This window comes from Micromonospora sp. NPDC004336 (assembly GCF_053602615.1).
This window is the reverse complement of sequence record NZ_JBSGDY010000020.1, coordinates 40,840-55,261: the sequence shown is the minus strand read 5'-3', so window position 1 is coordinate 55,261 and position 14,422 is coordinate 40,840. Positions and strand designations below refer to the sequence as shown.

Here is a 14,422-nt window from a genome sequence, read left to right as displayed (position 1 = left end):
GCGCCCCCCCCCGGCGGTGGGGGGCCCGGGGGGGGGGGGTGGGGCGGGCCGGCCCGCCCCACCGGCTCACATCGTGTCGGGGCCGGTCCGGCCGGTCGTGGAGGGTCGGTAGGCGCGCTCCGGGTCGGTCGGCTCGCGGCCGGCCCCGGCGGCCTGCCCGCCGCGGTCCACCGCCTCCGGGCCGTGCCCGAACGCGGCCTCCTCGCCGGCGTCGTTGCCCGTCACGTCGTCGGCCTGGCCGTCCAGGGTCGAACGCGCGACGGCCCGGTCCAGTTCCTGCAGGGGAGTCCGTTCCTCGTCCCGCCACACCTTGTTCTCGTCCGTCATACCGATCGCGGTACCCAGGCCCGCCGCCCGCAAACGGTGCTGGCCGCCGCCGGCAGGTCCGCGAGCCCGTCGCTCGCGGGCGACGATGGCCGCCGCCCGCGCGCGGTGCTGGCCGCCGCCGGCAGACCCGCGAGGCCGTCGCGCGCAGGCGACGATGGCCGCCGCCGGCAGACGACGATGGCCGCCGGGCGAGCCGGCGGCCATCGGAGTTCGTACCCGGGGGGCGGGGATCAGGGCTGCGGCCGGTCGACCTTGCCGCGCCAGGAACCGGTCTCCTGACCGCGCCGCTCGATGAACTGCTTGAACCGCTCCAGGTCGCCCTTGGCGCGCCGGTCGACGATGCCCAGCTTGTCGCCGGCCTGCTCGACCACGCCGTGCGGCTCGAACTCCAACTGCAGGGTCACCCGGGTGTTCTCCGGGTCCAGCCGGTGGAACGTCACCACGCCGGCCTGCTTGGTGCCGCCGGTCGAGCGCCAGGCGACCCGCTCGTCCGGGAGCTGCTCGGTGATCTCGGCGTCGAACTCACGCTTGACGCCGGCGATCTCGACGGTCCAGTGGGTCATCGTGTCCGTCAGTTGCCGGACCTCCTGCACCCCCTCCATGAAGTGGGGGAACTCCTCGAACTGGGTCCACTGGTCGTACGCGGTGCGCACCGGTACGGCGACGTCCACGTGTTCGGTAACGCCACTCATCAGGCATCCTCCTTGGTCCGCCGGGGTCGGGCCGGATCGTGCGGGGATCCGGTCACCAGCGGGTCGTCTCGTTCTTGTGGCCGAGCGCCGCCCACACCTCGGAGACCGTCTGGTAGCGGGTGCCCTCGGGCAGCCGCTCCAGTTCGGCGACGATGTCCGCGGGCGCGTCGTTGTCGCGCGCGTTGGCGATCAGGGTTTCGCGGTCGCCGGGCAGGGCGCTCATCGTGATGAACCGTCCGAGCCGGCTGCGTCGTTCGACGTCCTCGGAACTCATCCCCTTGGGCGCGCCCGTACGCAGTTCGCCGGCCGGGGCCGTCGTCGGCTCCGGCTGGTCCTCACCGGCCGGCTCCGGCACGCGGGCCTCGTCGACCCGTGAGCCGCCGGTCCCCGGCCCCTGCACGAGGCCGCTGACCTCCCGGCTCATCTGCTCGTCGACTCTCGGTCCGTGCTTGCTGCTGCCACGTTCCATGCCTTCTGCGCTACCCGGTGGCACCGCCGGTAAACCGGCACGCGGGGCGGCCCGGCGCTCCGCGGTCACGCGTCGGCTGGCGTCTTCGGGGGCAGCACCGGCTCCTCCGGGTGCGGCTCGCCGGCCTGGAGTACGCGGCCCCGCTGCAGCTCGGCGTTGATCTGCACGCCGAGCATCAGCGCCGAGTTGGACAGGTAGAGCCAGACCAGGAAGGCGATCACCGCGCCGAGGCTGCCGTAGGTGGCGTCGTACGAGCCGAAGTTGGCCACGTAGAGCCCGAAGCCGAAGGAGGCGACGACCCAGGACAGCAGGGCGACCGCCCCGCCGGGGGTGAGCCAGCGGAACCGGGGCTGCCGGACGTTGGGCGCGATCCAGAACAGCAGGCTCAGCAGCACCATCACGATCAGGGCGAGCACCGGCCACTTGGCGACGCTCCACACCGTGCGGGCCAGGCCGCCGGCGTGGAGCAGGTCGCCCACCGCGTCGGTGACCGGCCCGCTGACGATCAGGCCGGTGGCGACGACCGCGAGCAGCACCAGCGAGATCGCCGCGAGACCGATCTGCATCGGTCGCAGCTTCCAGACCGGCCGGCCCTCCTCGACGCCGTAGACGGCGTTCGAGGCCCGGGTGAACGCCCCGATGAAGCCGGAGGCCGACCAGAGCGCGCCGAGCAGACCGAAGCTCAGCAGCACGCTCGCCGAGTCGTTCTGGTCGACCACGCCCCGCACGACGGAGACGAAGCCCTCGTTGGCCACCACCGAGCCGGCCCCCATGTCCCGGGCCAGGTCGAGCACGGTGTCGACGGTCTGCTCGCCGTTGGAGACCAGCCCGACCAGGGCGACCACCACGATGGTCGACGGGAAGAGCGCGAGCACCCCGTAGTAGGTGAGCGCGGCGGCCCAGTCCGCGCAGTTGTCCTTGACGAAGTTCCGGGCGCTGCGCACCAGCACCCCGCGCCAGGTCCGCCAGCTCAACTGCCGCACCCGGCCGGGGACGCGCAGCCGCCGCCCGCCGGTGAGCGCCGCGCCGGGCTCCGTGGTCGTCATCGCCCGCTCCCTGTGCCCCCGGCCGCCGGATGACCCGGGCGTCTCCGGCTCCGCCTGGCCCCGCCGGTACCCCGGGCCCGAAATCGACAAACCCGGCGGACCGGTTTGCCGACCGGCCCCGGGGGAACGGTCAAGCGGAACCCATCGACGCGGAGGAGGACGAGATGCCCGGGCGCGAGGTACTGCCCAGCACGCTGCGACGCTCCCCCAAGAAGGCGCAGCGCACCTGGGAGAAGACGCACGACTCGGCCGTCGAGACGTACGGCGAGGGGGAGCGGGCGCACCGCACCGCCTTCGCCGCGGTCAAGCACGAGTTCGAGAAGGTGGGCGACCACTGGGAGCCGAAGGGCCGCAAGGGCCCGAGCGACCGCCAGGCGGCCGGCGGCGGACCGGAGCGCCGCGCGCCCACCGCCGGCGGGGTGGACGCCAACGCCACCAAGGACCACCTGATGAAGGTGGCCCGCAAGCTGGACGTCCCCGGCCGGTCGAGCATGACCAAGCCGGAACTGGTCAAGGCCATCGAGAAGGCGAACAACCGGCAGACCGCCAAGGCCCGCGGTCGCTGACGCGGGTCTCGGCGTACGCGAGAAGGGGCTGTCCATCCGCGGACAGCCCCTTCTCGCGTCGCCTGGTCACCAGTGGCCGCCGCCGGGGGCCTCGAGGTGCACCGCCTTGGTCGCGGTGAACTCGTCGAGCAGTTCCGGGCCGTACCCGAAGCCCTGGCCGCTGCCGCGGCGCGGGTGAGCGGCGCCGCCCGGAGCCCCGCCGAACACGGCGTTGACCTTCACGGTGCCCACCGGCAGCTCCCGCCAGGCCCGCTGGGCGTGGCTCATCGAGCCGGTCAGCACCGTCGCGGCCAGCCCGTACGGGGAGTCGGCGGCGCACCGCAGCGCCTCGGAGAACGAGTCGACCACGACGATCGCGGCGACCGGCCCGAAGGTCTCCTCGCGCACCAGCGTCATGTCGTGCCGGCAGTCGGCGACCACCGTGGCGGGGTAGAACGCGCCCGGGCCGTCGGGCAGCGTGCCGCCGGCGCGGATCCGCGCCCCCTCCGCGACCGCGGCGGTCACCTGCCCGTGCACGTGGTCGCGGTGCCGCCGGTCCACCAGCGGCCCCAGCTCGGTCGCCGGGTCGCCGCCCGGGCCCACCCGCAGCCGTTCCGCCCGGTCCACCAGGGCCTGCGTGAAGTCCTCGGCGACGTCCCGGTGCACGTAGATCCGCTCCACCGCCACACAGATCTGCCCCGCGTTGGCGAACGCGCCGACGGCCGCCTGCCCGGCTGCCCACACCGGGTCGACGTCGCCGTCCACGACGAGCGGGTCGCTGCCGCCGTTCTCCAGCAGCACCTTGGCGCCGGTGCGCGCCGCCGCGGCCGCGATGGCCCGCCCGGTGGCGGTGGAGCCGACGTGGGCCACCACGTCCACCTCCTGCGCGGCCAGCGCCGCGCCGACCTCCGGGCCGCCGGTCAGCAGCGAGAGCACCCCGGGCGGCAGCGCGGAGTCCAGCGCCCTCGCCAGCAGCCAGCCGGTCGCCGGGGTGCGTTCGCTCGGCTTGTAGAGCACCACGTTGCCGGTGACCAGCGCCGCGCCGAGCAGCCCGCAGGAGACCGCCACCGGGTCGTTCCACGGCGTGATCGCGGCGACCACCCCGCGCGGCTGCGGCACCATGAAGTCGATGGCGTGCGGGCCGCCGTGCAGGGTCCGCCCGCCCCGCACCGGGGCCAGCTCCGCGTACTGTCGCAGGGTGCCGATGCCCGCCTCCACGCCGCCCCGCGCGTCCGCGAGGGGCTTGCCCATCTCGGCCGTCGTCGCCCGCGCCAGCTCGTCGGCGACCGCGGCCACCGCGTCCGCCGCCCGGTGCAGGGCCGCCGCCCGGTCGGCGGGGGCGGTCGCCGCCCACTCCGACGCGACGCCGCGCGCCGCCTCGACCGCCTTGCCGACCTCGTCCGCCGTCGCCACCGGCACGGAGCTGACCGGGGAGCCGTCGGCCGGATCGTGTACGACCAGCTCGCCCCCCTCGCCGCCCGCGCCCCACACTCCACCTATGAGCTGCGCAACCGTGTACATGCGGCAGTGGATGCCCCGGCCCCGGCGAGGCAAACGCGTTTCGCCCGGTTGCTGGCAGGGTAGGCGGATCGGATGAGTTCGACCGGCGCGGAGAGCGCGGACGCCGTCGTCGTCGGAGCCGGCCACAACGGCCTGGTCGCCGCCAACCTGCTCGCGGACGCCGGCTGGGACGTCCTGGTGCTGGAGGCCACCGCCGCGCCCGGCGGCGCGGTGCGCTCCGCCGAGGTGACCGCCCCCGGCTACCTGAGCGACCTGTACAGCTCCTTCTACCCCCTCGGCTACGCCTCGCCCGTGCTGCGCGGGCTGGGGCTAGACCGGTACGGGCTGCGCTGGCGGCACTCCCCGGACGTGCTGGCGCACCTGCTGCCCGACGGGCGGGCGGCGGTGCTCAACCGCGACCCGGAGGCCACCGCCGCCTCGCTGGAGGCGTTCGCGCCGGGCGACGGCAAGCGCTGGCTGCACGCGTACGACGACTGGCGGCAGGTCGCCGAGCCGATGCTGGACACCATCACCACGCCCTTCCCGCCGGTGCGCGGCGGCCTGGCCCTGCTGCGCCGGCTGCGGGTGTCGGGCGCGCTGCGGCTGGCCCGACGGCTGGTGGTGCCGGTCCGCAAGCTCGGCGACGAGCTCTTCGACGGCGCGGGCGGCCCGGCGCTGCTGGCCGGGTGCGCCCTGCACACCGACCTGTCTCCGGAGGAGGCCGGCTCCGGCGTGTACGGGTGGCTGCTCGCCATGCTCGGCCAGCAGGTCGGCTGGCCGGTGCCCGACGGCGGAGCGCAGCGGATCACCGACGCGCTGGTGGCCCGCCTGACCGAGCGCGGCGGCCGGATCCTCTACGGCGCCCGGGTCGACCGGGTGCTGACCGCGCGCGGCCGGGCGATGGGGGTGCGTACCGCCGGTGGCGCCCTCTGGCGGGCCCGCCGGGCGGTGCTGGCCGACGTTCCGGCCCCCGCGCTCTACCTGGACCTGGTCGGCGCGGCGGCGCTGCCGCCAAGGCTGGTCGAAGACCTGGCGCACTTCCGGTGGGACGGCTCGACGCTCAAGGTGGACTGGGCGCTGTCCGCGCCCGTGCCGTGGACCAACCGCGCGGTCGCCACCGCCGGCACCGTGCACCTCGGCGCGGACCTGGACGGGCTCACCGGCTACGCCGCCGCGCTGGCCCGCTCCGAGGTCCCGCGCGACCCGTTCCTGCTGGTGGGGCAGATGTCGGTGGCCGACCCGAGTCACTCGCCGCCGGGCACCGAGTCGCTCTGGTCGTACACCCACCTGCCGTTCCGCCGGCACTGGCGGGCGGAGGAGATCGCCGCCCACGTCGACCGGATGGAGCAGGTGCTGGAGGAGGCGGCACCCGGCTTCCGCAGCCTGATCGTGGGGCGGCACGTGGCCGGCCGTCGGCGGCGAGGTGCTCGGCGCCGGCTACCGCTTCGTCTCCGCCTCGCTGGGCGAGCGGGGCTCCTCGGGCGCCTCCAGCCGGGGCGGCATCTACTGGGTGGCCACCGCCGCCGGCGCGCCCCGCCCCGAGCCGCCGGAGACGCAGCTCGCCCTGCTGCGCCGCTGGTACGAGGGCTGGCCCGCGCCCGTCGCCGAACTGCTCGACGCCACCGACCCGGCGGACCTGGTGCAGCAGGAGATCCGCGAGCTGCGGCCGCTGCCCAGGTCGTACGCCTTCCCGGCCGGTCCGGGCGGGGTGGTGCTGCTCGGCGACGCCGCGCACGCCATGCCGCCGCACCTCGGTCAGGGCGCCTGCCTCGCCTTCGAGGACGCGGCCACCCTCGCCTCGCTGCTGCGCGAGTCCCGTCTGCCCGACGCCCTCGTCGCGTACGACCGGGCGCGCCGGCCCCGGGCGGCCACGGTGGTCCGGCAGACCCGCCGGATGTCGGCCGTGCTGAAGGCGCGGGGCCCGCTGGCGCTGCGCGCCCGTGACGCCGCCCTCGGCACCCTCAGCCCGCGCCTGCTCTCGACGGCCGCCGCCACGGCCGCCCAGTGGCGTCCTCCCGCCTGACCCGCTCCCCGTCAACCACGGCGCGTCCTGCCGGGGGCCGGCGCCGCGATCAGGGTCCCTGGTGACCTCCAGCAGGATCGCCAGCAGCTCCTCGGGCGCGTCGCGCATGAGGTTGTGCCCACCGTCCAGCGTCGAGGCGGTACGGCTGATCACCGCGCGCCACCTCGACCGCTACCTCGGGATCCTCGTGGGCGTCGCCGGTCGCGCCGGGGCCGCCGACCCTCACCTGCTGGGGCGGCAGCTGCTCATGCTCGTGGAGGGCGCCACCGTCGTCGCCGCACACCACGACGCGGCGGCGCGGGCGAGCACGCCCGCCGGGCGGCCCTGACCCTACTCTCCGCGGCCCCTCGCGCCGGCCGTCAGGACTGACGTGTCCGAGGCCGCGAGGTCGGCCGGGATCAGCGTGATCGCCTCCGGCGTGGACCGGGCCGGTCGCCACGACCACGTGGGCGACCGGGCTCCGGGCCGGTGCTGCCGGAGGGACATCTTCAGGGGGTTACGGGGGCGGGTTCGGCGATGCAGGCGGTGCCGACGCGGCGGAAGCCGACCCGCAGGTAGACCCGGGCGATGTCCTCGCTGCCGGCGGAGAGGAAGACCAGTTCGGTGCCGGCGGCCAGCAGCTCACGGGCCAGCGCGGCGGTGACGGCGGCGCCCAGGCCCCGCCGGCGGGCGGCCGGCAGGGTGGCGATCCCGGCGATCTCGGCGACGTCGTCGACCCGCATCGCCATGCCGCTGGCCAGCGCGCCGTCGGCGGTCGTCCCGGCCAGCGCCGACAGCCGGCGGCCGTCGGCGACGCGGGCGCGCTCCTCGTCCAGCGCGGCCTCGTCGACCTCCGCGACGGCGGCGTCGCGCTGCGCCGGGCCGGCCTCGCCGCGCCCCGTGCCGGGGTCGGAGAAGCCGACGGCGGCGACGGCGCGCCGGGCGGCGACGTCCGCCGCGAAGCCGGGGTCCGCCGGGTCGAGCAGCCGCACGGGTACGTCGGTGAGGGTCTCCGGGGCGGGCAGGGCCGCCGGGTCGAGCACCATCAGCGGGGCCTCCAGCACCGACAGGCCGGCCGAGCGGGCCACCGCCAGCAGGTCGGGCGTCGTCTCGTGCACCCACTCGAAGGCCTCGGGCAGGCCGAGTTCGCGCTGCCGTTCCCGTACCGCCGCGACGTCGGCCAGCGACGGCGGCGCGTCGGCGTCGCGCCGGGGGCGGGCGTAGAACGGCCAGCCGGCGCCGTCGCGGACGAACAGCACCAGGGCGCCGTACTCCTCCGCCCGGGCCGCGTCGCGGGGCACCGCGTCGTAGAAGCGTTCCAACCGGTCGAAGAGGTCCGTACGCACGCCATCCACCGCGCGAGACTACACGTCCCAGACTCTGGAAGGTGTGATCAATCTGCACTGGCCTTGCGCACCGGACCCTAACGTAGACTCAATAGACTCCTGAGGGCCGACGTCGTCCCGATCGAGTTTGCACCTGAGTGACGACAGGAGGCCCGGTGGCCTTTCCGTACCCTCAAAGCAGCCCGCAGCAGGCCCCGCACCTCGGCCCGGGAGCGCCCGCGGCCGGGCTCTACGACCCCGCGCAGGAGCACGACGCCTGCGGCGTGGCCTTCGTGGCGGACCTGCACGGGCGGCGCTCGCACGCGGTCGTGACCAACGGCCTCGACGCGCTCCGCCGGCTGGACCACCGGGGCGCCCGGGGCGCGGAACCGAACACCGGTGACGGCGCGGGGATCATGATCCAGGTGCCGGACGCGTTCCTGCGCGCGACTGTCGACTTCCCGCTGCCGCCCGCCGGCGAGTACGCCACCGGCCTGGTCTTCCTCCCAGACGACGACGCCGCCGAGGCCCGCGCCCGTCGCGTGGTGGAGAAGTACGCGCTGGTGGAGGGCGCCGACGTGCTCGGCTGGCGCGACGTGCCGGTCGACCCGCGCGGCCTCGGCGAGACCGCCCTCGCGGCGATGCCCCGGGTCCGGCAGCTCTTCCTCGCCGCGCACCGGCTCACCGGCTCGCCGGCCGGGCCGGCCGGGTCGCCGCTGCGTGGCGTCGAGCTGGAGCGGGTGGCGTTCTGCCTGCGCAAGCAGGCGGAGCGGGAGAGCGCCGAGCGGGGCGTGCCGGCCTACTTCCCGTCGCTGTCCGGGCGGACGATGGTGTGGAAGGGCATGCTCACCCCCGACCAGCTGCCGGCGTTCTATCCGGAGCTGACCGACGAGCGGGTGGAGAGCGCGATCGCGCTGGTGCACAGCCGCTTCTCCACCAACACGTTCCCGTCCTGGCCGCTGGCGCACCCGTACCGGCTCATCGCGCACAACGGCGAGATCAACACGATCCGGGGCAACCGGAACTGGATGCAGGCAAGAGAGTCGATGCTCACCAGCGGCGCTTCCTCAGCCGCCGGCGGAGCCGGCGGTCACCTGCCGGGCAACATCCGCCGGGTCTTCCCGGTCTGCACGCCGGCCGCCTCCGACTCGGCGAACTTCGACGAGGTCCTGGAACTGCTGCACCTGGCCGGCCGGAGCCTGCCGCACGCGGTGCTGATGATGATCCCCGAGGCGTGGGAGAACGACCCCGACATGGGCGCGGAGAAGCGCGCCTTCTACCGGTTCCACGCGAGCCTGATGGAGCCGTGGGACGGTCCCGCCTCGGTCGCCTTCACCGACGGCGAGATCGTCGGCGCGGTGCTGGACCGCAACGGGCTGCGCCCGGGCCGCTGGTGGCGGACGGCCGACGGGCTCGTGGTGCTCGGCAGCGAGGCGGGCGTGCTCGACCTCGACCCGGCCCGGGTGGTCGCCAAGGGCCGCCTCCAGCCGGGGAAGATGTTCCTGGTCGACACCGTCGCCGGCCGGATCGTGCACGACGAGGAGATCAAGGCGGAACTGGCGGCCGAGCAGCCGTACGCCGACTGGCTGCACGCCGGCCTCATCGACCTGACCGACCTGCCGCCGCGCGAGCACGTCGTCTACACCCACGACTCGGTACGCCGCCGCCAGCAGACCTTCGGCTACACCGAGGAGGAGCTGAAGATCCTGCTCGCGCCGATGGCGCGCAGCGGCGCCGAGCCGCTCGGCTCGATGGGCACCGACACCCCGATCGCCCCGCTGTCGACCCGGCCGCGGCTGCTCTACGACTACTTCCACCAGCTCTTCGCCCAGGTCACGAACCCGCCGCTGGACGCCATCCGGGAGGAGCTGGTGACCAGCCTGGCGTCGACGATCGGGCCGGAGGGCAACCTGCTCGACCCGGGCCCGGCCAGCTGCCGGCAGATCGTGCTGCCGTACCCGGTCATCGACAACGACGAGCTGGCCAAGATCCTCTGCATCGACGAGGACGGCGACCTGCCCGGCTTCAAGGCCGTCCGGGTCTCCGGGCTCTACCGCGTCCGGGAGGGCGGCGCCGGCATCAAGGCCCGGCTGACCGAGATCTGCCGGCACGTCTCGGAGGCGATCGAGGACGGCGTACGCATCCTGGTGCTGTCGGACCGCGACTCCAACGCCGACCTCGCCCCGATCCCGTCGCTGCTGCTCACCGCCGCCGTGCACCAGCACCTGGTCCGCGAGCAGACGCGTACCCAGGTGGCGCTGGTCGTCGAGTCCGGCGACTGCCGCGAGGTGCACCACGCGGCGGTGCTGATCGGCTACGGCGCGGCGGCGGTCAACCCCTACCTGGCCTTCGAGTCGGTGGAGGACATGATCTCCACCGGCGCGCTGGTGGGCGTCGATCGCGTCACGGCGGTCCGCAACTACGTCAAGGGCCTCGGCAAGGGCATCCTGAAGATCATGTCCAAGATGGGCATCTCGACGGTGTCGTCGTACTGCGGGGCGCAGGTCTTCGAGGCCGTCGGGCTCGACTCCCGGCTCGTCGAGCGCTACTTCCGCGGCACCCCGAGCAAGATCGGCGGGATCGGGCTGGACGGCATCCACGCCGAGGTCGCCGCCCGGCACTCGCTGGCCTGGCCGGCCCCGGGTGCCACGGCGTCCGACCGCCTCGAGGTGGGCGGCGAGTACCAGTGGCGCCGCGAGGGCGAGCTGCACCTGTTCAACCCGGAGACGGTCTTCCTGCTCCAGCACGCCACCCGCAGCCGCCAGTACGACGTGTTCCGGCAGTACACCGCCAAGGTCGACGAGCTGGCCGCGCGGGCCGGCTCGCTGCGCGGGCTGTTCCGACTGCGTACCGGCGTGCGGCCCCCGGTGCCGATCGAGGAGGTCGAGCCGGCCACCGAGATCGTCAAGCGGTTCGCCACCGGCGCCATGTCGTACGGGTCGATCTCGGCGGAGGCGCACGAGACCCTGGCGATCGCGATGAACCGCCTCGGCGGCAAGTCCAACACCGGCGAGGGCGGCGAGGACGTCGACCGGCTGCACGACCCGGCCCGCCGCTCGGCGGTCAAGCAGATCGCCAGCGGCCGCTTCGGCGTGACCAGCGAATACCTGGTCAACGCCGACGACCTCCAGATCAAGATGGCGCAGGGCGCCAAGCCCGGCGAGGGCGGGCAGCTGCCGGGCAACAAGGTCTGGCCGTGGATCGCCCGCACCCGGCACGCCACCCCCGGCGTCGGCCTGATCTCCCCGCCGCCGCACCACGACATCTACTCGATCGAGGACCTGGCCCAGCTCGTCCACGACCTCAAGTGCGTCAACCCGTCCGCGCGGGTGCACGTCAAGCTCGTCAGCGAGGTCGGGGTCGGCACCGTGGCGGCGGGCGTGGCCAAGCTCAAGGCCGACGTCATCCTCATCTCCGGCCACGACGGCGGCACCGGGGCGTCGCCGCTGAACTCGCTCAAGCACGCCGGCACCCCCTGGGAGCTGGGGCTGGCCGAGGCGCAGCAGACGCTGCTGCTCAACAAGCTTCGCGACCGGGTCACCGTGCAGGTCGACGGGCAGCTCAAGACCGGCCGGGACGTGCTGGTCGCGGCGCTGCTCGGCGCCGAGGAGTTCGGCTTCGCCACCGCCCCGCTGATCGTCGAGGGCTGCGTGATGATGCGGGTGTGCCACCTGGACACCTGCCCGGTCGGCATCGCCACCCAGAACCCGGTGCTGCGGGAACGCTTCACCGGCCGGCCCGAGTTCGTGGAGAACTTCTTCCTCTTCCTCGCCGAGGAGGTCCGCGGCTACCTGGCCGAGCTGGGCCTGCGCTCGATCGAGGAGGCCATCGGGCAGGCCGAGCTGCTCGACGTCGCCCCGGCGGTCGCGCACTGGAAGGCCGGCGGGCTCGACCTGACCCCCGTGCTGCACCTGCCGGAGCTGCCGGCCGGGGCCGCCCGGCGGGGCGTACGGGCCCAGGACCACGGCCTGGAACTGGCGCTGGACAACGAGCTGATCGCGCTGGCCGCGCCGGCGCTGGGCGGTCCCGGGCCCCGGGGCGCGGCGGCCGGCGCCGACGCGCGGGACCCCGCCGAGGTCACGCCGGTACGGGTCGAGGTGGCGGTGCGCAACGAGCACCGCAGCGTCGGCGCGATGCTCGGCGGCGAGGTGACCCGCCGCTTCGGCGGCGCCGGCCTGCCCGCCGACACGATCGAGTTCACGCTGCGCGGCACCGCCGGGCAGTCGTTCGGCGCGTTCCTGCCGCCCGGGGTGACCCTGCGCCTGCACGGCGACGCCAACGACTACGTCGGCAAGGGCCTCTCCGGCGGCCGGCTCGTCGTCCGGCCGGACTCCACCGCGCCGTTCGTCGACGGCGACGCCCCGTCGGGGCAGCGCGCCGAGGACCAGATCATCGCCGGCAACACCATCCTTTACGGCGCGACCGCCGGCGAGCTGTTCCTGCGCGGACGGGTCGGGGAGCGGTTCGCGGTGCGCAACTCCGGCGCGGTGGCCGTCGTCGAGGGCGTCGGCGACCACGGCTGCGAGTACATGACCGGCGGGACCGTGGTGGTGCTGGGGCCGACCGGCCGCAACTTCGCCGCCGGCATGTCCGGCGGCACCGCCTTCGTACACCGGCTGGACCGCCGCCGGGTCAACGCGGAACTGGTCGACCTGGCCCCGCTGTCGGAGGAGGAGCAGGCGGTGCTGCACGAGCTGGTGCAGCGGCACTTCGCCGAGACCGACTCGTCGGTCGCGGAGGGGCTGCTCAAGCGCTGGCCGGAGGCGGTGGCGGAGTTCACCGCCGTGGTGCCCCGCGACTACCGCCGGGTTGTGGAGATCATGCGGGCCGCCGAAGCCGCCGGCCGCGACGTCGACGACGCGGTGATGAGCGCGCTCTCCGTGCCCGCCGCGAAGTCCGTGCCGACCACGCCCGCCCCGCGGGCGGCGGTCCAGGAGGTGGCTCGTGCCTGACCCGAACGGTTTCCTGCGCTACGACCGGCGGCTGCCCGCGCGCCGCCCGGTGCCGGTGCGGATCAGCGACTGGCGGGAGGTCTACCCGCCGGCGGGCGAGGAGCTGATCCGCGAGCAGGCCACCCGCTGCATGGACTGCGGCATCCCGTTCTGCCACGACGGCTGCCCCCTGGGCAACCGCATCCCGGACTGGAACGACCTGGTCCGCACCGGCGGCTGGGACGCGGCGGTGGCGTCGCTGCACGCCACCAACAACTTCCCCGAGTTCACCGGCCGGCTCTGCCCCGCGCCCTGCGAGGCGGCCTGCGTGCTCGGCATCGGCGGCGGGCAGCCCGTCACCATCAAGCAGGTCGAGGTGGAGATCGCCGACGCGGCAGTCGCGCGGGGCGGCCTGTCGCCGCGCCCGCTGCCCGCGCCGACGGGCCGGTCGGTCGCGGTGGTCGGCTCCGGCCCCGCCGGGCTCGCCGCCGCGCAGCAGCTCGCGCGCGCCGGTCACGCCGTGACGGTGTACGAGCGCGACGACGCGATCGGCGGCCTCCTCCGGTACGGCATCCCCGACTTCAAGCTGGAGAAGGTCCACATCGACCGGCGGCTGGACCAGCTCGCCGCCGAGGGGGTGCGGTTCCGCGCCGGGGTGAACGTCGGCGTGGACGTCACCGCCGAGCAGCTGCGCGCCGAGCACGACGCGGTGCTGCTCGCCTGCGGCGCGCTGCGGGGCCGGGACACCCCGGAGACCCCGGGTCGCGGGCTGCGCGGCGTACACCAGGCGATGGAGCATCTCGTCGCGGCCAACCGGGTGGTCGCCGCGGCGGCGGGCGGCCGGCCCGAGCCGGCGGTGCTGCCCGACGGCACGCCGATCGACGCGGCCGGGAAGCACGTCGTGATCATCGGCGGCGGCGACACGGCGGCGGACTGCCTCGGCGTGGCGCACCGGCAGGGCGCCGCCGGCGTACACCAGCTCGACCTCTACCCGCAGCCGCCGCAGACCCGGGACGAGGCCCGGGACCCGTGGCCCACCTGGCCGTGGCTGCTGCGCAGCTACCCGGCGCACGAGGAGGGCGGCGAGCGGCTCTTCGCCGTCGCGGTGCGGGAGTTCGTCGACGACGGCACCGGCCAGGTCCGGGCGGTGCGGATCGCCGAGGTGACCGTGGAGAAGCGCGACGGGCGGCGGATCGTCACCCCGCTGCCCGGCTCCGAGCGGGAACTGCCGGCCGACCTGGTGCTGCTGGCGATCGGCTTCGAGGGCACCGAGGAGCAGCCGCTGCTCGACCAGTTCGGGGTCGTCCGTAACGCGCGCGGCGCGGTCGACGCCCGGCCGGACTGGCAGACCGACGCCGACGGCGTCTTCGTCGCCGGCGACATGCACCGGGGCGCCTCGCTCATCGTCTGGGCGATCGCCGAGGGACGGGCCGCTGCCGCCGCCATCCACGCCTACCTCGGCGGGACGGGCTCGCTGCCGGCCCCGGTCGACCCGGCCCGGCAACCCCTGGCGGCCCGGTAGCGGCGGCCTCGGCCCTGGGTGGCACGTCGCGGTGAGTCGTCCACGACATCAGCTCGACAGCGT

At 75.1% G+C, this 14,422-nt stretch carries 10 protein-coding genes and 2 pseudogenes; 6 read left to right on the top strand and 6 right to left on the bottom strand.

Annotated features, from left to right (window positions below; translation table 11 throughout):
- Positions 1 to 66: 66 nt before the first annotated feature.
- The 4 genes from ACWENR_RS07395 to ACWENR_RS07380 form a co-directional block, all read right to left on the bottom strand.
- A complete protein-coding gene (locus tag ACWENR_RS07395; protein ID WP_452276198.1) occupies positions 67 to 327 on the bottom strand; it encodes a hypothetical protein in 261 nt (86 codons plus the stop codon).
- Positions 328 to 557: 230 nt separating this feature from the next.
- Positions 558 to 1,019 (bottom strand): SRPBCC family protein, encoded by a 462-nt coding sequence (locus ACWENR_RS07390; RefSeq protein WP_452276197.1) that lies wholly within the window; start codon positions 1,017 to 1,019, stop codon positions 558 to 560.
- A 52-nt stretch (positions 1,020 to 1,071) separates the two neighbouring features.
- Positions 1,072 to 1,488 carry a DUF2795 domain-containing protein gene (locus ACWENR_RS07385; RefSeq protein ID WP_452276196.1) on the bottom strand — a complete coding sequence of 139 codons (417 nt, stop codon included), beginning with the start codon at positions 1,486 to 1,488 and terminating at the stop codon, positions 1,072 to 1,074.
- 65 nt (positions 1,489 to 1,553) lie between these two features.
- Positions 1,554 to 2,534 (bottom strand): YihY/virulence factor BrkB family protein, encoded by a 981-nt coding sequence (locus ACWENR_RS07380; RefSeq protein ID WP_452276195.1) that lies wholly within the window; start codon positions 2,532 to 2,534, stop codon positions 1,554 to 1,556.
- A 164-nt stretch (positions 2,535 to 2,698) separates the two neighbouring features.
- On the opposite strand from ACWENR_RS07380, the gene ACWENR_RS07375 reads away from it, so the two are divergent.
- Positions 2,699 to 3,100, top strand: a complete 402-nt coding sequence (locus ACWENR_RS07375) for a ChaB family protein (protein ID WP_091095813.1) — start codon at positions 2,699 to 2,701, stop codon at positions 3,098 to 3,100.
- 66 nt (positions 3,101 to 3,166) lie between these two features.
- Here ACWENR_RS07375 and ACWENR_RS07370 read toward each other — a convergent pair whose 3' ends face one another.
- Complete coding sequence (locus ACWENR_RS07370; RefSeq protein WP_452276194.1) at positions 3,167 to 4,600, bottom strand: aldehyde dehydrogenase family protein; 1,434 nt, start codon at positions 4,598 to 4,600, stop codon at positions 3,167 to 3,169.
- 72 nt (positions 4,601 to 4,672) lie between these two features.
- On the opposite strand from ACWENR_RS07370, the pseudogene ACWENR_RS07365 reads away from it, so the two are divergent.
- The 3 genes and pseudogenes from ACWENR_RS07365 to ACWENR_RS07355 form a co-directional block, all read left to right on the top strand.
- Positions 4,673 to 5,989 (top strand): annotated as a pseudogene (locus ACWENR_RS07365) (phytoene desaturase family protein); the annotation flags it as partial.
- 7 nt (positions 5,990 to 5,996) lie between these two features.
- Positions 5,997 to 6,602 (top strand): annotated as a pseudogene (locus tag ACWENR_RS07360) (FAD-dependent monooxygenase); the annotation flags it as partial.
- A 61-nt stretch (positions 6,603 to 6,663) separates the two neighbouring features.
- Positions 6,664 to 6,930, top strand: coding sequence for a hypothetical protein (locus ACWENR_RS07355; RefSeq protein WP_452276193.1), 267 nt, complete (start codon positions 6,664 to 6,666; stop codon positions 6,928 to 6,930).
- Positions 6,931 to 7,090: 160 nt separating this feature from the next.
- Here ACWENR_RS07355 and ACWENR_RS07350 read toward each other — a convergent pair whose 3' ends face one another.
- Positions 7,091 to 7,936: a GNAT family N-acetyltransferase gene (locus ACWENR_RS07350; protein WP_452276192.1), complete on the bottom strand. Its 846-nt coding sequence runs from the start codon at positions 7,934 to 7,936 to the stop codon at positions 7,091 to 7,093.
- Positions 7,937 to 8,082: 146 nt separating this feature from the next.
- Between ACWENR_RS07350 and gltB the strand changes: the two genes are divergently transcribed.
- Together gltB and ACWENR_RS07340 are read left to right on the top strand one after the other, a co-directional pair.
- Positions 8,083 to 12,858 (top strand): glutamate synthase large subunit, encoded by a 4,776-nt coding sequence (gltB, locus tag ACWENR_RS07345; protein ID WP_452276191.1) that lies wholly within the window; start codon positions 8,083 to 8,085, stop codon positions 12,856 to 12,858.
- Complete coding sequence (locus ACWENR_RS07340; protein ID WP_452276190.1) at positions 12,851 to 14,359, top strand: glutamate synthase subunit beta; 1,509 nt, start codon at positions 12,851 to 12,853, stop codon at positions 14,357 to 14,359. The genes gltB and ACWENR_RS07340 overlap by 8 nt, the downstream gene beginning before the upstream one ends.
- Positions 14,360 to 14,422 lie beyond the last annotated feature (63 nt).

Bases quoted from the DNA above. Each gene is read 5' to 3' on its own strand.
- ACWENR_RS07395 (WP_452276198.1), bottom strand. From the start codon at position 327: ATGACGGACGAGAACAAGGTGTGGCGGGACGAGGAACGGACTCCCCTG.
- ACWENR_RS07390 (WP_452276197.1), bottom strand. From the start codon at position 1,019: ATGAGTGGCGTTACCGAACACGTGGACGTCGCCGTACCGGTGCGCACC.
- ACWENR_RS07385 (WP_452276196.1), bottom strand. From the start codon at position 1,488: ATGGAACGTGGCAGCAGCAAGCACGGACCGAGAGTCGACGAGCAGATG.
- ACWENR_RS07380 (WP_452276195.1), bottom strand. From the start codon at position 2,534: ATGACGACCACGGAGCCCGGCGCGGCGCTCACCGGCGGGCGGCGGCTG.
- ACWENR_RS07375 (WP_091095813.1), top strand. From the start codon at position 2,699: ATGCCCGGGCGCGAGGTACTGCCCAGCACGCTGCGACGCTCCCCCAAG.
- ACWENR_RS07370 (WP_452276194.1), bottom strand. From the start codon at position 4,600: ATGTACACGGTTGCGCAGCTCATAGGTGGAGTGTGGGGCGCGGGCGGC.